Consider the following 23,979-nt stretch of genomic DNA (forward strand, 5'->3'; position numbering starts at 1 on the left):
AGCATTCGCAACGAAAAACTGGAACCGCACCATAGCGCGATTCCAGTTCTTCTTATGCTCATGTAGGGTCATGTTTTTACACTTATACCCTAATTTATCTTTTAGTTAAATATTTATTTTTAAATGCGCTAAATAACGCCAGCGAATGAGATAAAAATAGAGCAATTGTAAGAGTGATACGCCAACCATCACTAAAATAATCTCCCTCATAATTGATAAATCTGCAATACCTCGCCAAAATACTTGTAAAGAGATGAAGGCAAATAAGCTATTCACCATCGCAATTGCCCATGGTAAAAAGAACTGTGGAATGAGTTGTCGATTGACGAGTTTACGAATTTCTTTCTTCGTTACACCCATTCGATATAATGTTTCGTATTGTTTTTTCTCTTGTTCTAGATTCGTATAAAGCTTAAAGTAAATAAAGCTTCCTGCTGCTAAGAAAAAGACCGCTGCAGCTAATAATCCAATGAATAATAACAGTGCGAATGTCGAACGAATAAACGAATAATCTAAACCTGTATTTTCAAAATAAAAAGGTAATGATGCTTCAGTTCCCATTGCATAGGCAGTATTAATCATCATTTCTAAGTCATGCCCTACGTATTTAGTATCTTGCCATTTTGGGACATTAAAAATATAAATATGACTTGAAGAATGTGTCCCATTCATCCCCATCATAGGTGCATAAATACGTTTAAAATCTTCATCACTGACAATAATTTGATTCGTCCCTAACTTATCTGCTGGGAATATAATTTTCGGGTAGGCAGAATCAATATGTAGTTTCACATTTGATTCTTGTAGCGTTGTATAAACATTTTCTTTTGATAGCATTTTTAATGATTCTTCCGAATACGCTAAGAAAAGTGCATGTCCTTTTTCTAGTGAGACAAGTGGATAACCTAACGAAACAGCTAAATTATTCAAATCTTTTTCGCTAATAATCTTAACAGGTGCATGCGTTTTAGAAGAAGTCTGCCTTTTTACGACGACACGATCTAATCGATAACTTAACCCCTCTTCTTGTAGTTCATGTTGAAGGTTCGTAATATGGCGATGTTCATACGGGTTGTCAGCCGAACTTGTGTACACGAGACTAAGAGGATTCAGTTGATGATATTTATGCGAAAATGTTGATAGCGAACTCAATGTGCCAATCGCTAAAAAAGCGAGCGTTGATACCATCGACGAAATGAAGAACATGCGTGCATTTTCTTTTAACATGGCTGCTACTTCTGAAACAGATAGTAAACGATATTTACGCCAGTAAACATGTTTATTTTTCCGAATGAGCTTTAAAAAGACTTGTACTGTATCTGTAAAGAATAAATACGTACCGAATGTCACGATTGGTGGTAATAATCCTGCTAATGTCACTAAGTTACTCTTCGTCGCATTGGCAGCTAAAATATACCCTGTAATTAGTAATACCATACCAAAGATTGCGCGCGCCCATGAGAATGTGACATCTTCTGGTTTTCGCTGTGTTCCTTTAATTAGTTGAATGACATGATCGTCTTTAATCGTAAAAATACTCACATAGGAGATGACGATAAATAGTGTCATAAACGTACCAATCGTAAGTGCAAAAGGCTTCCATGAAAAATAAAGTGCAAGCGATTTAATCTCTAAAATTTCACGTACAACCATGAAAAAGAACTTTGAAAAAACAAAACCAAATAGAATCCCTAAAATGACTGAAGTCATACCAATAATTAGAATTTCTAAAAGAACTAAACGATTCAACTGTTTTTTTTCCATTCCTAATTGCATTAAAATACCGAACTCTTTTGAACGCGCTTCTAAAAAGGCACGTACGGAATAGAATAAAAAGAACAGCATAAATAACACTAAAATAATTTCCGCAATAAACATCCCACGAAATGCAATCTCTGTTACAAATTCATTCTCAACACGCGGATGATACATGAGCATGGAATAAATGAAAAATACCATGACCGATGAAATACTTGCCATAAAAAAGGCCGCATATACACGGCTATTTCGAATGACATTACGGAAGGCGAACTGACGTAAAGTCACCAACATTCCCCCCTAGTAAGCTCAAGACATTCAAAATCCCTTGGAAGAATGTTTGTCGCTGATTGTCTTTATAAATTTCATTGAAAAACTCCCCGTCTTTAATGAACAGTACGCGGTCACAATAACTTGCTGCAATCGGGTCATGTGTTACCATAACAATTGTGGCGTTTTCTCGTTGATTAATCCGTCCTAATAACTCTAGTACGTCCTTTGTTGATTTAGAATCTAAATTCCCTGTTGGTTCATCAGCTAAAATCAGCGTTGGACGGTGAATTAATGCACGACCAATGGCTGTCTTTTGCGCCTGACCACCTGAAATTTCGTTCGGTCTTTTTTCTAAAATTTTCGTTAAGTCCAGTTCTTGTGCTAATACATCAATACGGCGTTGCATCTCTTCTACATTCATACCATCGAGTGTTAGAGGTAGCACCATATTTTCTTCGACATTGAGCATGGGAAGTAAGTTGAAATCTTGAAAGATAAAGCCGAGTTCTTTTCTTCTAAAATAAGCAAGCTCTGTTTTATTTAAGTCATGTGGATTCACACCGTCTAATTCAATCACGCCAGAAGTCGGGCGATCAATCGTGGAGATAAGATTGAGAAGTGTCGTCTTACCACTACCCGATGGTCCCATAATCGCTAGAAACTCACCCTTCTCTACTTCAAAGCTAAATTGATTCAAAGCACGATGCGTCACTTTACCTTCGTATACCTTCGTCACGTCTTCAATTTTCAATAAAGCCATTTTCATCCCTCATTCTAAGCGTATTTAAAACAAACGGTAATCGTTGTTCCCTCTCCAACTGTTGATTCAATCGCCAACTTATGTCCTAATTTTGTACAGATTTCCTGTGCTAAATAAAGCCCCATTCCTGTCGATTCTCCCGTTTTACGACCATTCTCTCCTGTAAAGAAAGCTTTCGTAACACGTTTTAAATCCATCGCTGGAATGCCAATTCCTTCATCACGAATTTGAAGTGCAATCCCTTCTTCATGTTGAATCGCTGAAATATATACTTTTTTGCCATCTTCAAACGTATATTTCACCGCATTCGTTAAAAACTGCCCTATCATGAACTTGAGCCATTTTGGATCAGTTGGTACTTCAATATCATCTGATACATCAATACTCGGAAAGACATGATTCGAGATAAAAAGGCGTTTGTGTTGATTGACGACTTCTGTCACGATTTGTTTCAAATGTGTTTGCTCAATTTTTAAATCTTCTTCAAATGTATCCAATCGTGCATTCATTAATACCATTTCTAAACCATGTTTTAGGCGTTCCATCTCTTCACGTGTACTTTTTTTGTCGAGTGGCTCATCTTCTTGCAACATCAATTCCATCACTGCAATTGGTGTTTTCATCTGGTGTACCCATTGATTCATAAATTGAAGATGGCGATTTTGCTTTGCATATAATTCTTGCGCTTCTAACTGATAAATACGATATAACTCATGCATGTACTCCTCGACTTGTACTTCTTCTGCTGTTTTCGCATTTTTTTGAAGTGCATCATCCATCGTCGTTGGTAAATGCACAATTTTTTTATAGAATGCTTGGCGCATCATATAACGTAAAGCTAAAAAAGTCAGCGTAAACACAATCGTTACGATGATGGAGTAAATAGCTGTACTTGTATTACGAAAGCCATCTAACCAATAAAGTAGCAGAATAAACCCTACAAGAAACAATTCGAATACGAAGAAAATAGCGTGGTCACGAATGAAAAGCTTAAGTGCTGCCATGCTACGCCTCCTCCTCATGCAATAAAAAACGATAACCTGCTCCTCGTACAGTTTCGATGGTTGACTGTACGTCATAATCCGCTAGCTTTTTTCGAACGCGCGTCATATTTACATTTAGCGTATTTTCATCAACGAAAGCTTGGTCGTCCCATAATTCTTCTAATAAATGTTCACGAGAGACAACTTTTGGTGCTTCACTCATAAGTAACCCTAGAATGACACATTCTTTTTTCTGTAAAGGAATCATCTCATCCCTCACTTGTAATTCCATACGTTCTAAAAATAATTGTAATTGCCCTTGTTGTACGGTTCTCTCCTCTTGTTTTGAAGCATATTCACCATACGTTCTTCTTAAATGACTTTTAATTTTTGCAAGTACGATTTCATAGTGAAATGGTTTCGTAATAAAATCATCGCCGCCATTTTCAAGTGCAAAAATTTGATCCATTTCGCCCGAACGAGCAGATATATAAATGATGGGTACTGTTGTGAATTGTCGTAATTGTCGACACCAATAGTAACCATCATAAGAAGGTAAGTTGATGTCTAACAAAACAAGATGAGGAGAGAAAGCCTTAAACTCTTCTACAATCTGATCAAAGGCCTGTACAGTTTGGACTTCATAATGGTATTTTCGCAATGTATCCGCAAGCATAGAAGCAATTTTCAAATCATCTTCTACAATTAAAATACGGTGCTTGTCCATTTTGTTCCCTCCTTCTCTATTAATACATTAATTGTACAAATTCTTCTTCTGTCACGCCACCAAAGTAAGTTGGTAAATCAAATGGTTGAAGTGCCTTTCGTATAGCGCTTGCTTCATATCGAACACCTTTTAAAGCTTGTTCTAAATCTACCATATCGCCAACACCGAAGAAATCGCCAAAGATTTGAATATCTTCAATCATACCTTTTTTCACTTCAATGTGTAAGTCGATAAAGCCCGATGCAAACTTTTTTGAACGCTGTGTATTGAATTTCGGCGATTTACCGTAATTCCACTCCCACTTTTGATAGCGTTCTTCTGAAATTTTATGAATCGCTTTCCAATCTTCTTCTGTTAGTTCATAGTAGCGAATTTGATCCTCTCCACCAAAAATAGCCTGTAAAATTTCTAAACGGAAATCTTCGATTGTAACCGTTTGGTCATCTAATAAATCAATAATATTCGTAACGCGTGAACGAACTGATTTAATCCCTTTTGACTCCATTTTTTCCTTTTTAGGGCGTAAAGCGCGTACAACTTCTTCAATGTTTGCATTGAACATCAGTGTACCATGACTGAACATGCGGCCATTTGTTGAAAACATCGCATTCCCTGAGAATTTCTTTCCTTCAGCTAAAATATCATTTCGCCCTGATAATTCTGCTTTTACACCCATGTGATTTAGTGCGTCCACTACAGGTTGCGTGAATTTCTTAAAATTTTGGAAATTATCTCCTTCATCTTTTGTTAAAAAGCTAAAGTTTAAATTACCTAAATCATGATATACAGCACCACCACCTGAAAGACGGCGAACGACAATAATATCATTTTCTTCGACATAGTCCGTATTGATTTCTTCGATTGTATTTTGGTTACGACCGATAATAATCGACGGTTGATTTATGTAAAACAGTAATAAGCCCTCTTCTACATCTAAATTTGTCAGTGCATATTCCTCAATTGCTAAATTTATACGTGGGTCTGTAATCCCTTTATTATCAATGAATAACATAGATTCGTTAGCTCCTTTTTTAAGTTCTCACATCTATTTTACTTTATTTTTTATGTTTTGTATTGACTTTTCACTCTGTATTATAATACAATGTTAAATAACAAAACAGTAATATAACAGATTGCTTAGGAGGCGAATTCAAATGTTAGAAAACGTTGTAGAATTTTTCAAGAACCTGCCGGACAAACACTGTGCCAAATGTGGAGAGAAAATCGAAGAACAAAGTGAGTGTTACTCAAACACTTGTCATCATTGTGAATCACTGTAATCAATACTGTTATGTGCTGAGCTAGAAATTCCCCAAAATATTTCTAGTTCAATCACTACCGTTTATATTCTAGACTGAACCATAGAATATGAACCTATATAAAGTCGCTTAATTTTATGGAGTAAATCCAAAAACGCTTAGAGATTCTGAACCAATCTCTAAGCGTTTTTTCATATGTAAAAAGCGCTTCTACCTCCTATATAAAGGCAGAAACGCTTTTATTTTTATGCTTTTGTTTCTTCAGTTGGTGTACTTGAATAGCGTTTTTTGAATAGTAATTGGAAGTAACCGAATGTTACAAGTAAACATACGACGATAATTGAACCGAGTACGGCGATGTTTTCCCAATAGAAGTCAAAGTCACCTGTTGAAATGGCTGCTTTGAACGCTTGGATTGTATAGGTCATCGGCATGAATTTATTCAATTCTTGTAGCGGTTCTGGAATTAATTCAAGTGGGAATGTACCAGCACTTGATGTTAATTGCAGAACCATTAGAATAAGTACGATGTAACGACCGACATCGTTGAATAATGTTACAAACATTTGAATGATTGCCATGAACGTGTAACTTGCGACCAACGCAAGTAAGAACACAGCACCTAAGTTTTGAACTTCAATACCTAAGAATAACTTCACAAGACTTACAACAATGACAGATTGTAATAAACCAATTACAGCTAATACACTTGTTTTACTTAAGAACCAAGATGTTCCATTCGTTGGACGAATAGCTGGGTGAACAATTGAAAAGATGACTGTTACAACAATACCACCAACAAGTAATCCCATTGAGATGAAGTATGGTGCAAAACCTGTACCATAGTTTTCAACATGGTTGATTGGTTTTTTATCCACTTCTACTGGGTTACTTACCATGTCGTATGTTTCATTTGTCGCATGGATCTCTGCTACATCTGATGAAGCATCACCCAATTTTTTTTGTAATGTTTTCGCGCCATTTTGAAGCTCTTGTGTACCATCAGCTAGTTGACCTGAACCATCTTCTAACTTCAGTGTACCACTTAGTAATGACGTTGTTCCATTTGATAATTTACCTAGACCCGCTACTAAACTTGTCGAACCTGTTTGTAATTGTCCCATACCATCTGTTAATTTAAATGCACCGTTTGATAGTTCACCTAAACCAGATACAAGACTATTAGAACCTGTTTGTAATTTTGATAGACCGTTATTTAGAGATGAGATTCCTGTATTTAATGAACCTGCACCTTCGTCTAATTTTTTAGCACCTGCAACCGAGCTACTCCAATTCTGTTCAAGTTTTTCTGTACCAGCTGCTAGTTCCGTTGTACCTGGTTTTAATTTATTTTTCACTTGATTACTTGCTGTAGCTGCACCTTCTGCTACCTGTGCTGCCCCAGATTTTAACTTACTTAAATCGCCAGCTTCAGGCACTTGTATTTTTGATACTTCTGAATTTAATACCGCTGTATTAGAGCTTAAACTTGCCGCTCCGTCACTTGTAGCTTTTGCACCTGCGCTCACTTGTTTCGCTGTTGCAAGTAATACAGCCTTCTGTTCTTCTGGAATTTCTAAAGCCGCAATTTGTTGTTCAAGTGCTGCTGTTCCATCTGCTACATTTTTTGTACCTGCTGCTACTTTTGCTGCACCATCATTAATACCGGATACACCATTTTGTAGTTTTGATACAGTTTGTGGTAAGGCTCCTAAACCATCCACAAGCGCTGTCACACCATCTGATACAGATTGTGAACCATTCGCTAACACACCTAAACCTTTTTGTAGAGAACCTACACCATCATTTACTGCTTGTGCACCGTTATTTAATGCTTGAATATTCGATGTGTTATTTTCTAAACCCGATACAAGCGTTGCTGTACCATTTTTTAATTGCTGTGAACCATTTTGTAATTGTGTTGAACCATCTGAAGCTGAGCTAATCCCATTATTTAATTGGCTTGCTCCGTCTTTCGCTGATAATGTACCATCACCTAGCTGTGTTGCACCTTTTGCAGCAGAAGCAATTCCTGTACTTAACTGTCCCGCACCATCTTTTGCTGATAATGCCCCGTCGTTTAACTGGCTTGCTCCATCTTCGGCGCTAATAATCCCGTCTTTCAGTTCATTCGCACCATCTTTTAATTTCCCGGCACCATTTTTTAATTTTTTAGCGCCGTCTGAGCCTTCTTGGAATCCATCGCCCAATTTAGCAATGTTTTTAAAAAGTTGCTCAGCATATGTTTTTGATACTTCTTCATTTACCTCTGTACGAATCGTTTCAATTGCACTCTTACCGATTTGACTTGCTAAGAAGTTAATTCCTTCATTCGGTATATATTTGATTTTTAGTTTTTCAGGTTTATCTTCTAATAAAGTACCTGCATTTTTACTAAAATCTTTCGGAATGCGAATCGTCATATAATATGTACGATCTTCCATTCCTTTTTCAGCCTCTTTTTCAGAAACTAATTTAAAGTTCAAATTTTTCTTATCGAGTAATTCATTTGTCAAATCGTCGCCTAATTTTAATTTCTTCCCATCAACTGTTGCACCGCGATCCTGATTCACAACTGCAACTGGTAGCCGATCTAAATGACCATATGGGTCCCAAAAAGACCATAGGAACATACCAGCATAAATGATTGGAACAAATAAAATTGCTACTAATGAAATGAACATCATTTTATTTTTGAATATTTTCGTCCACTCTGCTTTAATCAATTCCATTTCCCTCCTAAATACTTAAGGACTAAAAACCTCATACCGTCATTCGATTGTTTAAAAAGACTCTATGGTGTTAAACCACCAAAGAGTGTATTTTTAAATAAATCTACAATTGTATGTTCATCAAGTTCTTCGTCATGTGTTTCTGACCATTCTACAACAAAAGATAAATAAACTTTAAAAACTAAGTATGCAACATGCTCAGGATTACATGGTTTGATTTCTTTTTTATCAATGGCAATTTGAATCTTACTTGAAATATACGTTAAGATTTCGTTTTCGATTTTTTTCAGGACATTTTCTACTTGTGGTGTGCGAAGTGCATGACCTTCTTCTACAAGCTTCGCATAAAGTTTATGTACATCCCTAAATTGTAAGAGCTTCATTAAAATTTGATGTGTATTTTCTAAAAAACTAATATTTGGATTAATAATACGCTCTGCTTCGTTTTTCATTTCTTCAATCATACCCATCACAATCTCTTGAAATAGTACATCTTTATTTTCGAAAAATGTATAGATAGTTCCCTTCCCAACATTCGCCATACGCGCCACTTGATCCATCGTTGTAGCTTTATAACCGAATAATGTGAAAGACTTATTTGCCGCGACCAATATTTCATGTCGACGATCCATTTCCTCACACCCTTTATAATAAGTAAAAATGACCAGAAACCACTTTCGGTCACCTAGTCATTTATTTTATACCTACATAACGAATTTAGCAAGCACTAAATATATTCTTTTTCTTATCTTCTATTGTACTTCAATTTTTTGTTTTGGCATAATGTGCAGACCATGTGCTTCTGTATGTGCATAGACATAATATACGCCTTTTTTCTTTACTGTAGCCTGCGCAGTATAGTGACCTTCTCCTATATGTTTCGCATCAATCATACGACTATCTTTTCGCTCACCATCTCGCCAAATTTCAAATCGTACAAAACTTGCATCTTCCACAGGCTTTTTGTCTTGTGTCACTTCAACTTCTAACGGAATCTCTTTTTTCTTAAATTCATCTGGGTTGATAAACTGAACCTGTACTGCCGCAATCGTCTGGTCTGCTTCTACTGGATCTTCTATTGAACAACCCGAAAGAAGAAGGAGAAAGAATGCAGCCAACATCATTCGAATTTTCATTCTTCCATCTCCTCCATTAATGGTAGGAATATGCATATAGTCGTCCCTTCATTCAAAACACTCTCAATTTGAACACGTCCACCATGTGCTGTTACTAACTGTTGAACAATTGATAAACCGAGACCACTTCCGCCATCTGCACGACTTCTCGCCTTATTCACACGATAGAAACGTTCCATAATATGTGGTAAATCTTGTTCTGGAATACCAATTCCATGATCTTCAACTTCAATACATGCTTGATTCTCTACTTCATAACTTCGTACATAAATAGATGTTCCTTCATTTGAATAGCGAATCGCATTTTCAAGTAAATTAATCAAGATTTGTTTCATGCGCAGTTCATCTGCATTCACAATCACATGATCGTCTAGATTCGTATGAATCGTAATATCAGCTTGTTTCGCACGTCCCTCAAGCATATGTACTACTTCTCGAATCGTTTCAGATAATGGTAGTGGATATAGCTGCAATGTTTCCTTTTGTTCAATCGTACGTGATAACTGTAGTAGTTCATTCGTCAACTTTTCCATACGTCCTGCTTCTCGAACAATTAATGCTAGTTGGTCGGTACGCTCTTGTTCAGATATATTACTTGTAAGTAATGTCTCACCATACCCTTTAATATAGCTAATCGGTGTACGTAATTCGTGTGACACATTCTCTAAAAATTGGCGCTGTCTCTGATCTTCTTCTTCAATTGCTTGTGCCATCTCATTGAAAGTTTGCGCTAATTGTCCAATTTCATCTTTTGATGTACTCATGACACGCGTTTGATAATGCCCTTGTGCCATTTCTTTTGCTGCATATTGAAGCGACTGAAGCGGCTTCATAATGACACGAATTCCTTTAAATATAATAAAGCTAATTAAAATTAAAAAGACAATTGCTGAACCAATTAAAAAAGCAACTTCTTTTGAAGCAAGTTCTGTAATTTTTTCCAGTGGGAAATAGAGATATAAAATCCCTTCTAGCCTTTTTTCATCTACAAGCGGAATCACAACAGAGATCACTTGACGATCAAATCGCTTTTCATATCCTTGCTTCGTAATGATATTCCCTTTTAATAATTCATGTCGTTCGTCCGGTCCAATTAACGTATCATAATCAATATCAAACGGGACACAGGCACTCAATTCACGTGGATTTCGTACAGCAAATACATTAACATTCGCATATGTATTATAACGGTCTACATTGTCGATTAATTCGTCTGTTACTTTACCATCTGTATACATCTTTGAAAGTTTTTCACCGATTTCAATCATGGAGTTTTCTGCATCTTTTACATACAGTCTTTCGTATAAAAAATTAGTTAGACCATACATAAATAGAACCGTCACTGCTACTGTGGCTAATACAAACACCCAAATCTTCGTGGAGATTTTTTTCATCGTTGTTCCTCAAAGCGATAGCCAATACCCCAAACTGTTTGAATCAGACGACTATATTCTTTTCCAAGCTTTAAGCGCAATGTTTTAATATGTGTATCGACTGTTCGTGTACCACCATCGTAATCAAGCGACCAAATTTTCTCGAGTAATTGTTCGCGTGTATAAACAATATTCGGTTGTTTCATAAATAAATGTAGTAAATCAAATTCTTTTAATGTAAGTGGAATTTCTCTACCTTCCACTGTCACACGTCTCGCAATTTCATCTAGGCAAATATTACCACGTTGAATAATTTGTGTATGTGTTACATCTTGTTGTGGTTGGTAGCGACGTAAAACTGCTTGAATACGTGCGATTAACTCGGAAGCAGTGAAGGGCTTTACCATATAATCATCTCCACCTAATCGTAGTCCACGCACTTTATCGGCATTTGCATCTTTCGCTGTTAAAAAGATAATTGGGATATCTGAGTTCTTACGTATTTTCTGACACACTTCAAAACCATCTTCATCTGGCATCATGACATCTAATAAGATGAGGTCAATGGGTTGACGGTCTAAAATATCATATGCCTCTTGTCCGCCACTGGCTTGGTAGGTTTGAATATGTTCTTGGTGAAGCATAATCGAAATCAGATGACGCATTTCCTTTTCATCATCTACAATTAATACGTTCATTTGACATTCTCCCTTACTAAAAGTTGAAATGGTGCTTGTCCTACTTTTGTTTTTTTCACGATATGATGGTCTTTCACCCAATAAAGTGTTTGATCGTCATACCCTGCAACGACAATTTGATTTTGAAAGGCTTCAACTGCAAATGGATTTGAGCCAATCTCTTGTTCCCAACTAATCTGTTGCCGGTCATTCAATTCATAGAGCATACTTTCACCATGACTGAGTACAAATTCACGTTCATCTAACTTTGCAAAAGCGATGGGCATAATTGGTAAATCCATCTTTCCAACAACTTTTGAAGTTTTCGGATTGATTTTTAATACATGTGTATTCGGCTTTTCACCTGCTCCATGTCCACCTATCCACAGTTCACCGTCCACAAAGTCTAATCCATGTGATGATTTTGGAATGGATATCTTCTTTTCTAATTTTTTCGTCGTTGTATTGAATACTGAAATGAACGTATCTTTAAAATTCACGACATATAAATGCCCATCTTCTGCTAACATCGCCATTGGATAGTTCCCAGTTCTCATTGTTTGAAGTTGTTCACCCTTTTGATTATAGGCAGTTACTTCGTTTAAGCCACTATTCGCTATATAAAAAGTTTTGTTTGCATCATCATAGTAGGCATTCGTAGTACCTTTTGATACATCAATTTTCTTTTGAATCTCACCCGTATCAAGATTCACTAAATCAGCTTGTTCTAATTGATTACCATATAAAAGAATTGCATGTTCACCAACCAATGTAGCTCCAGTATATGCTTCTTTTAAATCCCATGTTTCAATTTTTTCACCATTAGGCCGAATAAAATCAATAGATGGTTCACCAATATTCACCGAAGCGATAAAGGGCTCATCTTTTGAAATTCCTTTGTAATCTGTTCGATTGCAGGCTGTTAGTACAGCAAGCAACAATAATAATAATGACAGTATACCTACTTTTTTCATAACAACCCTCCCGCCCCTTATTTTATATGGAATATGTGAAAAAACAATGAAATATACTTCATATTTTCAATCGTTCGCATAAGGTTCACATTCCGTAAATTTACTAAATAAAAAACAAGAGCTTTCAGCAAACACTCTGCTGTCCTCTCCTGTTTTTTAAGACTCTTTTATTCGATTACAAAGGATGGCAAATCTTTTAACTCTTGCATAATTTGCTCTGCACTCTCAATTGCTTGACGAACACATTTTGGAATACTAATGCCCTCATAGGTATTCCCAATCAAACGAATTGTTGGGTAGGCTTCATATAAAGATTCTTTCGATTTTCGCACGCGCTCTAAATGTCCAATCGTATATTGTGGCATAGCGTTTTTATAGCGCGTCACAATCACTTTTTCAGGCGCGCCTGTAATTCCCACTAAACGATGTAAATCTTGCAACACGACTTTTTCAATTCCTTTATCGGATAACTCAACAATAGCTTCATCACCCACGCGTCCAATGTAAGCTTTAATCAACACCTTACCATCTGGTGCCGTACCTTGCCATTTACGATTCATAAATGTAGCCGCAGTAATAGATAGATCATTATTACGTGATACAACAAAATCCGTTCCGGTAAAATGATGAGCAATTTGAGTTTCATCAAAAGCTAAAGAAACAGTAGCTACTGTGTTCAATGGGATACCATCTAGTTCTTGTAAAATCTGTTTTTCATGAAATAATGACTGCGCAATTGTATGAGATGTTGCGATAATCACCGCATCTGCTTTAATTGAACTTTGATTATTTAATGATAGTAAGAGTTGATGATCGCATTTTTGAATATTCGTTACACGAACACTCTTTTTTAGCTTCACTTCAGTTAATTCATGTACTAATGCATCAACGAATGTCTCAAGTCCTCCTATGAACGAAAAATTTTGTTCTGCATCTGTTAAATAGCTCGAAGAACGGGTGTAAGACTTCATACTTTGAATCAAGCCACTTGAAGTTTTGCTGTGTGTAGAAAGAAAGGGTAATACAGCCTGTAAACTTAGTTCGTCTATATCTCCATTATAAATCCCCGACAACAAAGGTTCGGTCAAGTTTTCTAATACTTCGCCACCTAATCGCTGCCTCACCCACTGTCCAAGTGATTGATCTTCTGTCATTTTTCCTTGTGGACGTAAAAAGTCGAATGTAGCTCGTGCTTTACCACTCCAAGACACCAAGTCCGATGCCAAAAAGGGTGTCATTTCTGTTGGAATACCGAATTGCACACCTTTTGGAACTGCGTGCAATTCCTCATTCACCGCCACAAACTTCCGCTCTTCTTTACTCCGAACAAGCTGTTTTTCAACTTTTAATTTTTTCGCTAATGTAGCAACCGTTCCTTTATGATCTGTAAAAGAATCCGGTCCTTTTTCAATTTGATAGCCATCCTCTACGATGGTCTGAATCTTTCCACCAAATCGATGCGATGCCTCAATCAATACAATCTCAATTGGTAATTGTGCTGACTTTGCTTGCTCTTGTAAATAATAAGCAGCGGTTAATCCCGATATTCCTCCACCGATGATTGCAACCCTGCGCTTGTCATTCGTCACATCAATCATCACTTTCTTTTTAAGCTTCAGCTAATCTTCTTGTTACAACATCAGCTAATCCATCAATGAATAGTGGATCTGCATTTGGCATTTTTGGACGACGGTAATTTGCGCCTAACTCATCACATACCACTTTACATTCGTAGTCATTATCGTATAGAACTTCTAAGTGTTCTGCTACAAAACCTACTGGCGTATACACGAATGAACGATATCCTTTTTCGTTATAAAGGTCGCGTGTTAAATCTTGTACGTCTGGCTCTAACCACGGCTCTGGTGTTTGACCAGCTGACTGCCAACCAAACTCTACATTTTTCACACCCGTACGCTTTTGTAAAATATCTTTTGTATCAAACATTTGGTCACGGTATGGGTCACCCATTTCGATAATACGTTGTGGTAATGAGTGTGCGCATACGATTAAGCACGCTGTTTCACGTTCTTCTTCTGTCATATCAGCGAAAGCTTCATTAATTTTTTCAGTCCAGTATTGTAAGAATTTTTCTTCTTTATACCAGCTGTCCACTGTATAGAACTTCATTGAACTACCTAACTCTTTCGCTTTATCCATAGCACGTGTGTGATATGCTTTTGTTGAGAATGATGAGAAGTGAGGTGCTAGTACGATTGATACCACTTCTTCTACACCGTCCTTCACCATATCTTCTACTGCATCTTCTACGAATGGTGCGATATGTTTTAAGCCAAGATATAGTTTATATTCCACTTCGTCTTGCATCTCGTTTAAACGATTTACAAGTGCTTCACTTTGTTCAAGTGTCGTTTTTGCAAGTGGTGAAATACCCCCAATCGCTTGATAACGTTCACGTAAATCTTCAATTTGTTCATCGCTTGGACGACGACCGCGACGAATATGTGTGTAGTAAGGGATTAAATCTTCATCTTTTTCTGGTGTACCATACGCCATTACTAATAAACCAACTTTTCTTTTCATCTCAATCACCTCATAAAATTATTGTTATTTCTTCGATGCGCTATATTCATGAATAAATGCTGTTAAACGTTTTAGAACATCTGGATTTACTGAAGGGAATACACCATGTCCTAAGTTAAAAATATGACCTGGCATTTCTAATCCTTGATCGATAATATCTTTTGTACGAGCTTCTAGCACAGACCAATCTGCTAGTAATAATGTTGGGTCCAAGTTACCTTGAAGTGGTTTTGTAATCCTCATTTGACGTGCTTGTTTAATTGGTAAACGCCAATCTAAACCAACTACATCAACAGGTAGCTCATTCCAATCCATTACTAAATGACTTGCACCTACACCGAATAAGATTGAAGGAACACCTTCATCTTTTAATTCTGTGAAAATACGTGTCATGATTGGTTTAATAAAAATTTGATAGTCTTCATGATTTAAAGCACCTACCCACGAGTCAAAAATTTGGAAGGCTTTTGCACCCGCTTGAATTTGCGCCTTTAAATCTAAAATAATCATATCTGCTAATTTATCCATTAATTTAAACCAAGCTTGTGGTTCAGATACCATAAAGGCTTTTGTTTTCGCATAGTTTTTCGATGGGCCACCTTCAATCATATAGCTTGCTAATGTGAATGGTGCGCCTGCAAAACCGATTAATGGTACATTCAATTGTTCTGTTGTCAGTAACTTAATCGTATCTAACACGAAAGGCACATGCTCTTGTGGGTTGAATTCACGCAGTGCATCGACATCTTTTACTGAACGAATTGGATTTGAAATGACAGGACCGATTCCTGCTTCAATCTTCACATCTACACCCATACCTGGTAGCGGTGTTACAATATCTTTATACAAAATTGCCGCGTCTACGCCATAATTTTGTACTGGTAAGTGTGTCACATATGCACATAATTCTGGTTGGTGTGTAATTTCCTCAAGAGAATATTTTTCTTTAATTTTACGGTACTCTGGCTGTGAACGCCCTGCCTGTCTCATATACCATACTGGTGTATGTTCTGTCTGTTCGCCTCTTGCTGCGCGTAAAAGTGTATCATTAAATTTCGTCAATTGATTAGCCTGCCCTTCCTTCAGTTCATCTTTTTAATCTTTTTACTTTTGATTCACTTCATGTAAATCATCTTTTCTATATTGATATCCATTTTCACTATAGACTTTTCATATATTAAAGTATAGTTTCAAAACCTTTTTGTCAAAAAAACTTTTTCAAATCTTGTCTTTTTTTTGACAACGCTATCATAACGTAAAAATAATTCAGAAAAACGACTAGACATTTTCAAATGTTGTGAATCTTTCATGTTAAACGGATATACTATAGAGAGTAGAAAATTAAAACATGAAGGTGGCGTTGAAATGTATATCTATTTAGCAACGGGAACAGCAGATTTTATGGAACATTTACAAGCAAAATATAAAAAAGAAAATATGACGGTTTTATATGGCGGACAACAATCTGTCTTAATGCATGTGACAGAAGGTAAAACAAAATTTGCAACACCACAGTCATTTGAAGTTGTTGAAGAGGTTGGTGAATTTGAACCGGGTGGTTTCTATGCCATTACGTATATCGATATTTTTGAAGATAGCCAATTATCTTTTGAAAATCGTCTAAAAAGTAAATCATTCCATTTTGTTAACGAACCTGGATTTATCGCGTATAAATTATTAAAGCCTATTAAATCAACTGTATTTGCGATTATCCAGCAGTGGACAGACCCGAATTCATATCAAGTTTGGCGCAATTCAGCAAACTATGCAGAGGATTTTGACTTTATAGGGAGTCATGAAACAGACCGCAGACCAACAACACTTGCTGTTGCACCGTACACAAAACTTTATGGAACAGCACCTGTTGAAGAAGTAGAAGAAGACCGTGATGAGCGTTTTTAAGAGAGAAGGTATTATAGATGAAAGAAGTTATTTGGAATGAATTAGAAGAACAGTTTACATCGATGCAAGAGATTCGACGTTATTTACACATGCATCCTGAAGTATCGTATAAAGAACACGAAACGGTTGAATATATTTGTAATTTTTATGACGAATTTGATATTCCTTACGAAAAAAATATTGGCGGGAATGGTATTGTTGCGCGAATCGAAGGTGGTTTACCAGGTAAAACAGTGGCACTACGAGCTGACTTTGATGCCTTACCTATTCAAGAAGAGACAGGCGTTGCTTATCAATCGACTGTCCCGAACGTAAGTCATGCTTGTGGACACGATGGACATACAGCGACGCTTCTTGTACTTGCAAAAACATTATTCCAACATCGTGAACAACTAGCTGGTAACTATGTGATGATTCATCAACATGCTGAAGAAGTAACACCAGGCGGCGCAAAAGCAATGGTTGAAGCAGGTTGTCTAGAAGGTGTCGATGCTGTGTTTGGCACACATCTATGGTCACAATTCGAAGCTTGCAACATTCAAACGCGACCTGGTGCCATGATGGCTGGAGCAGATTCCTTCACACTTACGCTACATGGAATTGGCGGACATGGCGCAATGCCGCATACAACTGTTGATACAGTAACGCTCGGAGCGCAAATTGTTACAGCGCTACAACATGTGGCTTCTCGTCGCATTAATCCAACAAGCCCTGTTGTACTAACAGTTGGTTCATTCCATGCTGGTGATGCTTTTAATATTATTGCAGGAAGCGCCGAACTAAAAGGAACGGTTCGTACATTCGATGTAGAAGTACGCGAGCAAGTAATTGTTGAGATGGAGCGCATCATCAAAGGACTTTGTGAAGCTGCAGGTGCAACATTCACATTCGACTACACGCGTGGTCACCCTCCTGTTATTAATGATGCTAAGATGGCACAACATATATTAGAAACAGCCCAGCATGTCCCGAATGTAAAAGCTGCTCAAATTATGGATGCAAACATGGTTGGTGAGGACTTTTCTTACTATTTAAATGCGCGACCAGGAGCATTCTTCTTTACAGGTGCAAAGCCTGTAGATGGCCCAGCTTATGCACATCATCATCCTAAATTTAATTTTGAAGAATACGCGATGGTAGCAGCCGCTCAAACATTAGCTGCTGTAGCCATTGATTTTAATACGAATGCTTAATATAAAAAGAGGCATCACACGTCTATTTTCGTGTAATTGCCTCTTTTATGTTTAATTTTCTTGTAGCTCTTTTAATGCTTGCATGATGATCTCATATGAATGGACGCGTTCTGCTGGTTCATAAATATGTGATGTCACCATAATTTCATCTACTTGTGTAATTTGCAAGAAACTTTGCAGTTGATTCTTCACTTTTTCTGGACCGCCTTTGAATGTATAGCGAAGTGCTTCTAATACAGCGTAGCGCTCATTCATCGTCCAAATCTCTTTCATCGAATCAACAGCAGGCATTAGTTTTTTCGGTGAGCCTTTTACAATTCCTAAGAAATATTGATACAAGCTCGTTACGATGCGCTCAGCTTCTTCATTCGTATCTGCTGCCATACCATTCACACATGCAATGGTGTACGGCTTGTCTAAATACTTCGATGGCTTAAACTGCGTGCGATAAAGTTGTAGTGCTTGTTGTAAATAATTCGGTGCAAAGTGACTAGCAAATGCATATGGTAGTCCCATTTGTGCTGCGAGTTCTGCACTGAATAAACTTGAACCTAAAATATAGATGGGTACATTCGAGTTCTCACCTGGGAAGGCATGTACACGCGCTCCTTCGTTTGCACCTAAGTATGTTTGTAATTGTTCTACATCTTCTGGGAAATTATTCGGTGCACCGTATGCACTTCTACCAAGTGCCTCTGCAGTTGTTGGATCTGTTCCCGGCGCTCTACCTACACCTAAATCAATTCGTCCTGGATACATTGCATCCAGTGTACCAAATTGTTCCGCGACGATAAGCGGTTTATGGTTCGGTAGCATAATACCACCCGAACCTACTCGCATTGTTTTTGTATGTTCTGCAATTTTACCAATCAATAATACAGTAGCTGAACTCGCAATGCTTGCGCTATTATGATGTTCTGCAAACCAGTAACGCTCATAACCTAATTCTTCTGCTTTTTGAGCGAGGTGTACACTGTTCTGAATGGCTTCTCCTGCTGTAAATCCTTCTCCTACAGCAACTAAATCTAATACAGATAATTTGACGTTTTTCATCTCTTACCCCTCTCTTTCCTAAACTAGCCTAACAAATTCAAAGAAAAAAATGAAGTTTCCTTACTCGGACTTCTCCAAATAAAGAAACTTCACGTATTATTTTGATAAGCGTAATGTAATTTCTCCTACTATGAGAACAACAATACCTTGTAAGTAGCAGTAAGGTGTACCAATGCCTGCAAGCGTTACAATTACTGCTTGTGCAATTAATGTATAGCGCGTTACTTTTTGTGCGGCTTTTTGACGTGCATCAGCTGGTAATGGATAGAGCATACTCATTGAGAAATCGACTGGCTTTCCTAGTGCTTGTTTTAATTGAATCGCTGTAGCAAAAGCAAGAGCTGCTGCGACAATCCCTACAATAATCGGCATATTCACAAATGCTGCTACTAACGCTGTAATCACCGTAAGACGGAACCAAAGGAAGAAATAATCATCCGTTCTTATAAAGCTTCTAACTAAATAATATTCGAATGTTGTTTTTTTCGTTTTCGGTACAGCATTCACAAGGAAGTCCAGATAGCGTCTTCTTTTAATATTTCCTTTTACAGCAGGTACATCCGTAAAGTAATTCGCAAAGCGGTAAATACGCATCATGCGATTTTCTTCTAATTTTACAAAGTGTTCGTAAGGGAATGGCTCTTCCAATGTTTTTTTCTTACACATGACAGGATAAAGTGCCAAAATGATCATCATAATAATCGCGTATAAACTGTCGTGATTTAATAAGAAGTATAAGAATACACCTGAAAGAATACCTCGTACAATGCGGTCTAGCCAAACATAACGACCTTTTGTCGCCCAGCGGAACATGAATTCCACATGTACATTCCACCATTTTAGTAAAATAGTAAAAGCTAATCCGATTGCAATCCCAGAAACCTCAATTTCGCCCACTTGTCGCATCATCGGCCACATCACAAGATAGACGACGAGCGCGACTCCTAATTGACTGAAGACGGTGTAGTTTAAAACACGATTAAAGTACATTGGCATCTTTGTCTCAAGTGGTAATAAATATACTTCGTCTGGCTTCTTAATAAGCGTTACAGGTTTACTCATTGTGAGAACAATCCCCATCACTGTTGTGACGAAAAGAATCGTTGGGAAGTCATGCGGTGCGACTTTTAACCATTCACTGTACTGATAACCGCCAGCACCAAGTAAAAATACAATAACGAGTGCCATATGACCTGTGAAGATATAGCGCATATATTTTTGTAATTCTGTTATATAGTAATTAAACCGTTTACGCCAAACATCTTGTAAATTACTCATGTTCTTTTTCCTTTGTCATCGCGATGTATAAGTCATCTAACGTCGCATCTGGCATGTTGAAAGATTGGCGTAAGTCATCCATCGTACCAAATGCACGGACATATCCGTTGTGAAGCAGTAGAATTTTATCACAATGTTTTTCAGCAGTAGCTAATACATGCGTTGACATTAAAATGGCTGCACCTTCTTTTTTCTTCTCATCCATTTGTTCAAGTAATAGTGAAATGGCAAGTGGATCAAGCCCTAAAAATGGTTCATCAATAATATACAGAGATGGTTCTACTAAGAAAGCACACATAATCATAACTTTTTGACGCATTCCTTTTGAAAAGTGAGATGGGAACCAATTCAATCGTTTTTCCATACGGAATTCACTGAGTAACGGGGCAACACGCTCACGCATCGTTTCTAAATCGATTCCGTACGCCATCGCTGTTAATTCTAAATGCTCTTTTAATGTTAGTTCATCATATAAAACAGGTGTCTCAGGAATGTATGAAAAAGAAGTTCGGTATACATCCATATTCTCTTTCATCGTTTTTCCATTAATTTTAATTGTTCCTTTTTGTGGTTGCATCATTCCAATGATATGTTTGATTGCTGTACTTTTCCCTGCACCGTTCAGACCAACTAAGCCGACTAGCTCACCTGCTTCTAGTTTGAAGTTTAAATCGTGTATAACGGGTTTTCTTGTATAACCACCTGTTACAGCAGATACTTCTAATATTGACATCTTCATCACTCCATTCTCAGACACAATTGCCTGAAACATCCTATTTGAATATACTTAGTTTATCAAAAATTCAATTATATCGCAGTTGTCATATGATAGAATAGAAAGAAATATATGAAAGGTGTGTGAAATAGAATGGCTGATTGCGTATTTTGTAAAATTATTGACGGTTCTATTCCAAGTAAAAAAGTGTATGAGGATGATTACGTATATGCCTTTATGGACATTACGCCTTTATCAAAAGGTCATACATTATTAATTCCAAAAGAGCATGTTGCGAATGTATTCGAATTATCTCCTGAAACAGCATCGCATCTATTCTCTGTTGCACCTGTAATTGCGAATGCGATTAAAGATGCATTCCAACCTGCAGGTATGAACTTATTAAACAACAATGGTGAAGCTGCGGAACAAAGTGTATTCCACTTCCATCTTCACTTCATCCCTCGTTACGATGAAAAAGATGGCTACAAGCCAATTTGGAAAACAAAAGAAGACGAGTTTACTTCTGATGTTATTACACAAGTAGCAGATGAAATTGCTGCACAATTAAATAAGTAAGCGCACTTGATTTTACACGGTTGACACGATAGAATTACGCTAAGTTTCGCTAGCGCTCACGAGGAGACGTTAGGAGACGAAAAAATTTTAGAAGAGCTTAGGAGAGATGAGAAATGAAAACAAAAAACTTAGTATTAATGGCATTACTTGTTGCGGTAGGTGCTGCACTGTATTTAGTCATCCCAGGATTCAACGGAGGAATGAAACCAGACTTCATGTTAACGATGATGTTTATCGGTATTTTCCTATTCCCGAATTCTCGTGACGTATTCTTATTAGCTGTCACAACAGGTATTTTATCTGGTCTATTTTCTACATTCCCTGGTGGGTTTGTGCCGAACGTGATTGATAAGTTTGTAACTGCGTACGTAGTATTATTCCTTGTGAAACTATTAAAAGGACAAGCAAAGAATTTTGTCGCATCAGCTATATTAGTTGGCGTAGGAACAATCATTTCAGGCAGTGTATTTTTAGGATCAGCGATTTTAGTGATTGGTGCAAACATTCCATTTATTGCACTATTCTCAACTGTTGTACTACCAGCAATTGCGATTAATATCATTGCGTTTGTTGTAATTTATCCTATTATTACAACACTCGTAAAACGCTCTAAGTTTGATACTTCATTGTCACATGCATAAGTAAGACGAAAATCGGTTGCTACTAAAAGTTAGGCGCTACTCATTAGAAATTGATGAAAAGACGATGACTTTTGAGGGCAACCGCTTTTATTTTTCTTGAATCATGTTTTAATATAATAAAAAAAGGAAATATTATCATTAGGAAGGAGCTTTTCACATATGAATATAAAAACATTTGTGCTTGGCATCGGCGCTGGGCTTGTAGCAGGTGCTGCCGTAACATTATTCACAACTCCAAAATCAGGTAAGGAATTAAAGGGTTCTTTAACGCAGTATAAAAATAACTCCTCAGACATTAAGAACGAATTACAGCAACGAATTGCAACGATTAAGCAATCGGTTAATTCGATTAAATATGAAGTTCAAAACACGCTACCTGATGCAGTTTCAGGTATTAAAGAAGCTGTTAGTACATTCCAAGAAACTTCAGCTCCGTCGCAAGAAAACTTGAAGAAACACATTGAAGATTTAAAAAAATCAGCCGATGAATTAAACGCTGAGATGGAAGAGCTTCAAAAAATTACACTGAAGAAAAAAAAGGGCTCAACAAACTAAGAGCATGAAGATTTTAAAAATTCATTTATTTCATTCTTTTCTCGTTGTATATTTTTGGGAAATAATGATATAATGAAAAAAAATGCGAAAGTGGTGGTAGCATGTCTGAAGATTTATATTCGGTGAAAGAAGCCATGATTTATTCACAACGAATTGCCCATTTATCTAAAGCACTTTGGAAGGCTGTTGAAAAAGATTGGCAAGCCTGGATTAAACCGTATGACTTAAACATCAATGAGCATCACGTCCTTTGTATTGCATCTAATTTAGAAGGCGCGTCTATTTCAGATATCGCTAAATTTGGTGTTATGCATGTATCAACAGCATTTAACTTCTCAAAAAACCTTGAAGAACGAGGATTACTTTCTTTCTCTAAACGTGATGATGATAAGCGAAATACATACGTTGAGATTACAGAAAAAGGTCAGGCACTATTGCAAGATCTAAATGACAACTACGACAAAACAAATCATACTGTAGTCGACGGTTCGCTTCCGTTAAAAGAAATGTATGGTAAATTCCCGCAGTATCTTGAGTTAATGGCTGTCATCCGTAACATTTATGGTGACGACTTCATGGATATTTTTGAAAAGTCATTTGAGAACATGGAAAAACAGTTATAACACAATCAAAAATCCTCTTCAATTTCTTTACTGGAGAGGATTTATTGATACCATCACATTGTAAGCGTTCTCTTAAATTCATACTAAAAAAAGTGCTTGCTTTTGTCATTAAAAAGACTTATGTTATGTATCGACGATTTTTATTCCCTATTTTGGGAACGTCGTTGAACACAGGAAGGACTACTACTTGGAAGCCCTTCAGTTATGAATGAATGGAGATGCTTACAGTGCATTGTTGGAAAAC

General features: G+C 37.0%; 24 protein-coding genes. 7 read left to right on the forward strand and 17 right to left on the reverse strand.

Features of this window, described 5'->3' with window-relative positions; all coding sequences use genetic code 11:
• Positions 1 to 105: 105 nt before the first annotated feature.
• Genes MHB75_RS09610 through MHB75_RS09630 form a run of 5 tightly spaced genes read right to left on the reverse strand, consistent with a single transcriptional unit; the run spans position 106 to position 5,513 of the window.
• Complete coding sequence (locus tag MHB75_RS09610) at positions 106 to 2,046, reverse strand: ABC transporter permease (protein WP_340997389.1); 1,941 nt, start codon at positions 2,044 to 2,046, stop codon at positions 106 to 108.
• Positions 2,018 to 2,791, reverse strand: a complete 774-nt coding sequence (locus MHB75_RS09615; protein WP_068451145.1) for an ABC transporter ATP-binding protein — start codon at positions 2,789 to 2,791, stop codon at positions 2,018 to 2,020. Before MHB75_RS09615 ends, MHB75_RS09610 begins: the two co-directional genes overlap by 29 nt.
• Before the next feature lie 14 nt (positions 2,792 to 2,805).
• Positions 2,806 to 3,795 carry a sensor histidine kinase gene (locus tag MHB75_RS09620; protein WP_340997391.1) on the reverse strand — a complete coding sequence of 330 codons (990 nt, stop codon included), beginning with the start codon at positions 3,793 to 3,795 and terminating at the stop codon, positions 2,806 to 2,808.
• Position 3,796: 1 nt separating this feature from the next.
• Complete coding sequence (locus MHB75_RS09625) at positions 3,797 to 4,501, reverse strand: response regulator transcription factor (protein WP_340997392.1); 705 nt, start codon at positions 4,499 to 4,501, stop codon at positions 3,797 to 3,799.
• Between the two features lie 19 nt (positions 4,502 to 4,520).
• On the reverse strand, positions 4,521 to 5,513 hold the full coding sequence (locus MHB75_RS09630) for a lipoate--protein ligase (protein ID WP_141272894.1): 993 nt from the start codon (positions 5,511 to 5,513) through the stop codon (positions 4,521 to 4,523).
• Positions 5,514 to 5,655: 142 nt separating this feature from the next.
• Between MHB75_RS09630 and yhfH the strand changes: the two genes are divergently transcribed.
• Positions 5,656 to 5,781, forward strand: a complete 126-nt coding sequence (gene yhfH / locus MHB75_RS09635) for a protein YhfH (protein ID WP_082701353.1) — start codon at positions 5,656 to 5,658, stop codon at positions 5,779 to 5,781.
• A 224-nt stretch (positions 5,782 to 6,005) separates the two neighbouring features.
• On the opposite strand, the gene MHB75_RS09640 is transcribed toward yhfH, so the two are convergent.
• From MHB75_RS09640 to hemE, 9 genes are all read right to left on the reverse strand, one after another.
• A complete protein-coding gene (locus MHB75_RS09640; protein ID WP_340997397.1) occupies positions 6,006 to 8,486 on the reverse strand; it encodes a YhgE/Pip domain-containing protein in 2,481 nt (826 codons plus the stop codon).
• A 68-nt stretch (positions 8,487 to 8,554) separates the two neighbouring features.
• Entirely contained in the window at positions 8,555 to 9,124 is a 570-nt protein-coding gene (locus MHB75_RS09645) for a TetR/AcrR family transcriptional regulator (RefSeq protein ID WP_340997399.1), read from the reverse strand.
• 120 nt (positions 9,125 to 9,244) lie between these two features.
• A complete protein-coding gene (locus tag MHB75_RS09650) occupies positions 9,245 to 9,628 on the reverse strand; it encodes a FixH family protein (RefSeq protein ID WP_340997401.1) in 384 nt (127 codons plus the stop codon).
• Complete coding sequence (locus tag MHB75_RS09655) at positions 9,625 to 11,022, reverse strand: sensor histidine kinase (protein WP_340997402.1); 1,398 nt, start codon at positions 11,020 to 11,022, stop codon at positions 9,625 to 9,627. Before MHB75_RS09655 ends, MHB75_RS09650 begins: the two co-directional genes overlap by 4 nt.
• The gene (locus MHB75_RS09660; protein WP_068451123.1) at positions 11,019 to 11,699 is read right to left on the reverse strand and encodes a response regulator transcription factor; all 681 of its coding nucleotides are present in this window, start codon (positions 11,697 to 11,699) and stop codon (positions 11,019 to 11,021) included. The genes MHB75_RS09655 and MHB75_RS09660 overlap by 4 nt, the downstream gene beginning before the upstream one ends.
• Entirely contained in the window at positions 11,696 to 12,652 is a 957-nt protein-coding gene (locus tag MHB75_RS09665) for a hypothetical protein (protein ID WP_340997403.1), read from the reverse strand. Before MHB75_RS09665 ends, MHB75_RS09660 begins: the two co-directional genes overlap by 4 nt.
• Before the next feature lie 167 nt (positions 12,653 to 12,819).
• Positions 12,820 to 14,250: a protoporphyrinogen oxidase gene (hemG, locus tag MHB75_RS09670; protein WP_340997404.1), complete on the reverse strand. Its 1,431-nt coding sequence runs from the start codon at positions 14,248 to 14,250 to the stop codon at positions 12,820 to 12,822.
• 10 nt (positions 14,251 to 14,260) lie between these two features.
• Positions 14,261 to 15,196, reverse strand: a complete 936-nt coding sequence (gene hemH, locus MHB75_RS09675) for a ferrochelatase (RefSeq protein ID WP_068451116.1) — start codon at positions 15,194 to 15,196, stop codon at positions 14,261 to 14,263.
• A gap of 24 nt (positions 15,197 to 15,220) precedes the next feature.
• Positions 15,221 to 16,258 (reverse strand): uroporphyrinogen decarboxylase, encoded by a 1,038-nt coding sequence (gene hemE / locus MHB75_RS09680; RefSeq protein WP_340997409.1) that lies wholly within the window; start codon positions 16,256 to 16,258, stop codon positions 15,221 to 15,223.
• 303 nt (positions 16,259 to 16,561) lie between these two features.
• Between hemE and MHB75_RS09685 the strand changes: the two genes are divergently transcribed.
• A complete protein-coding gene (locus MHB75_RS09685; protein ID WP_340997410.1) occupies positions 16,562 to 17,098 on the forward strand; it encodes an antibiotic biosynthesis monooxygenase family protein in 537 nt (178 codons plus the stop codon).
• 17 nt (positions 17,099 to 17,115) lie between these two features.
• The gene (locus MHB75_RS09690) at positions 17,116 to 18,291 is read left to right on the forward strand and encodes an amidohydrolase (protein ID WP_340997411.1); all 1,176 of its coding nucleotides are present in this window, start codon (positions 17,116 to 17,118) and stop codon (positions 18,289 to 18,291) included.
• A gap of 51 nt (positions 18,292 to 18,342) precedes the next feature.
• On the opposite strand, the gene MHB75_RS09695 is transcribed toward MHB75_RS09690, so the two are convergent.
• The 3 genes from MHB75_RS09695 to MHB75_RS09705 form a co-directional block, all read right to left on the reverse strand.
• A complete protein-coding gene (locus tag MHB75_RS09695; RefSeq protein ID WP_340997412.1) occupies positions 18,343 to 19,344 on the reverse strand; it encodes an LLM class flavin-dependent oxidoreductase in 1,002 nt (333 codons plus the stop codon).
• 96 nt (positions 19,345 to 19,440) lie between these two features.
• Complete coding sequence (locus MHB75_RS09700) at positions 19,441 to 20,622, reverse strand: ABC transporter permease (protein WP_340997413.1); 1,182 nt, start codon at positions 20,620 to 20,622, stop codon at positions 19,441 to 19,443.
• Positions 20,615 to 21,355 carry an ABC transporter ATP-binding protein gene (locus MHB75_RS09705; RefSeq protein ID WP_068451101.1) on the reverse strand — a complete coding sequence of 247 codons (741 nt, stop codon included), beginning with the start codon at positions 21,353 to 21,355 and terminating at the stop codon, positions 20,615 to 20,617. Before MHB75_RS09705 ends, MHB75_RS09700 begins: the two co-directional genes overlap by 8 nt.
• A 135-nt stretch (positions 21,356 to 21,490) precedes the next feature.
• Between MHB75_RS09705 and MHB75_RS09710 the strand changes: the two genes are divergently transcribed.
• The 4 genes from MHB75_RS09710 (at position 21,491) to MHB75_RS09725 (ending at position 23,735) form a co-directional block, all read left to right on the forward strand.
• The gene (locus tag MHB75_RS09710) at positions 21,491 to 21,916 is read left to right on the forward strand and encodes an HIT family protein (RefSeq protein ID WP_141272866.1); all 426 of its coding nucleotides are present in this window, start codon (positions 21,491 to 21,493) and stop codon (positions 21,914 to 21,916) included.
• A 113-nt stretch (positions 21,917 to 22,029) separates the two neighbouring features.
• Positions 22,030 to 22,557 (forward strand): tryptophan transporter, encoded by a 528-nt coding sequence (locus MHB75_RS09715; protein ID WP_087679948.1) that lies wholly within the window; start codon positions 22,030 to 22,032, stop codon positions 22,555 to 22,557.
• 159 nt (positions 22,558 to 22,716) lie between these two features.
• On the forward strand, positions 22,717 to 23,112 hold the full coding sequence (locus MHB75_RS09720; RefSeq protein ID WP_340997415.1) for a YtxH domain-containing protein: 396 nt from the start codon (positions 22,717 to 22,719) through the stop codon (positions 23,110 to 23,112).
• A gap of 101 nt (positions 23,113 to 23,213) precedes the next feature.
• On the forward strand, positions 23,214 to 23,735 hold the full coding sequence (locus MHB75_RS09725; protein WP_068451090.1) for an HTH-type transcriptional regulator Hpr: 522 nt from the start codon (positions 23,214 to 23,216) through the stop codon (positions 23,733 to 23,735).
• Positions 23,736 to 23,979 lie beyond the last annotated feature (244 nt).

The sequence above is a fragment of the Kurthia sp. FSL E2-0154 genome, from assembly GCF_038003625.1.
GTDB classification, from domain to species: Bacteria; Bacillota; Bacilli; order Bacillales_A; family Planococcaceae; genus Kurthia; species Kurthia gibsonii.

Bases quoted from the DNA above. Each gene is read 5' to 3' on its own strand.
- MHB75_RS09615 (WP_068451145.1), bottom strand. From the start codon at position 2,791: ATGGCTTTATTGAAAATTGAAGACGTGACGAAGGTATACGAAGGTAAA.
- MHB75_RS09620 (WP_340997391.1), bottom strand. From the start codon at position 3,795: ATGGCAGCACTTAAGCTTTTCATTCGTGACCACGCTATTTTCTTCGTA.
- MHB75_RS09625 (WP_340997392.1), bottom strand. From the start codon at position 4,501: ATGGACAAGCACCGTATTTTAATTGTAGAAGATGATTTGAAAATTGCT.
- MHB75_RS09630 (WP_141272894.1), bottom strand. From the start codon at position 5,513: ATGTTATTCATTGATAATAAAGGGATTACAGACCCACGTATAAATTTA.
- yhfH (WP_082701353.1), top strand. From the start codon at position 5,656: ATGTTAGAAAACGTTGTAGAATTTTTCAAGAACCTGCCGGACAAACAC.
- MHB75_RS09645 (WP_340997399.1), bottom strand. From the start codon at position 9,124: ATGGATCGTCGACATGAAATATTGGTCGCGGCAAATAAGTCTTTCACA.
- MHB75_RS09650 (WP_340997401.1), bottom strand. From the start codon at position 9,628: ATGAAAATTCGAATGATGTTGGCTGCATTCTTTCTCCTTCTTCTTTCG.
- MHB75_RS09655 (WP_340997402.1), bottom strand. From the start codon at position 11,022: ATGAAAAAAATCTCCACGAAGATTTGGGTGTTTGTATTAGCCACAGTA.
- MHB75_RS09660 (WP_068451123.1), bottom strand. From the start codon at position 11,699: ATGAACGTATTAATTGTAGATGATGAAAAGGAAATGCGTCATCTGATT.
- MHB75_RS09665 (WP_340997403.1), bottom strand. From the start codon at position 12,652: ATGAAAAAAGTAGGTATACTGTCATTATTATTATTGTTGCTTGCTGTA.
- hemG (WP_340997404.1), bottom strand. From the start codon at position 14,250: ATGATTGATGTGACGAATGACAAGCGCAGGGTTGCAATCATCGGTGGA.
- hemH (WP_068451116.1), bottom strand. From the start codon at position 15,196: ATGAAAAGAAAAGTTGGTTTATTAGTAATGGCGTATGGTACACCAGAA.
- MHB75_RS09685 (WP_340997410.1), top strand. From the start codon at position 16,562: ATGTATATCTATTTAGCAACGGGAACAGCAGATTTTATGGAACATTTA.
- MHB75_RS09690 (WP_340997411.1), top strand. From the start codon at position 17,116: ATGAAAGAAGTTATTTGGAATGAATTAGAAGAACAGTTTACATCGATG.
- MHB75_RS09695 (WP_340997412.1), bottom strand. From the start codon at position 19,344: ATGAAAAACGTCAAATTATCTGTATTAGATTTAGTTGCTGTAGGAGAA.
- MHB75_RS09700 (WP_340997413.1), bottom strand. From the start codon at position 20,622: ATGAGTAATTTACAAGATGTTTGGCGTAAACGGTTTAATTACTATATA.
- MHB75_RS09705 (WP_068451101.1), bottom strand. From the start codon at position 21,355: ATGTCAATATTAGAAGTATCTGCTGTAACAGGTGGTTATACAAGAAAA.
- MHB75_RS09710 (WP_141272866.1), top strand. From the start codon at position 21,491: ATGGCTGATTGCGTATTTTGTAAAATTATTGACGGTTCTATTCCAAGT.
- MHB75_RS09715 (WP_087679948.1), top strand. From the start codon at position 22,030: ATGAAAACAAAAAACTTAGTATTAATGGCATTACTTGTTGCGGTAGGT.
- MHB75_RS09720 (WP_340997415.1), top strand. From the start codon at position 22,717: ATGAATATAAAAACATTTGTGCTTGGCATCGGCGCTGGGCTTGTAGCA.
- MHB75_RS09725 (WP_068451090.1), top strand. From the start codon at position 23,214: ATGTCTGAAGATTTATATTCGGTGAAAGAAGCCATGATTTATTCACAA.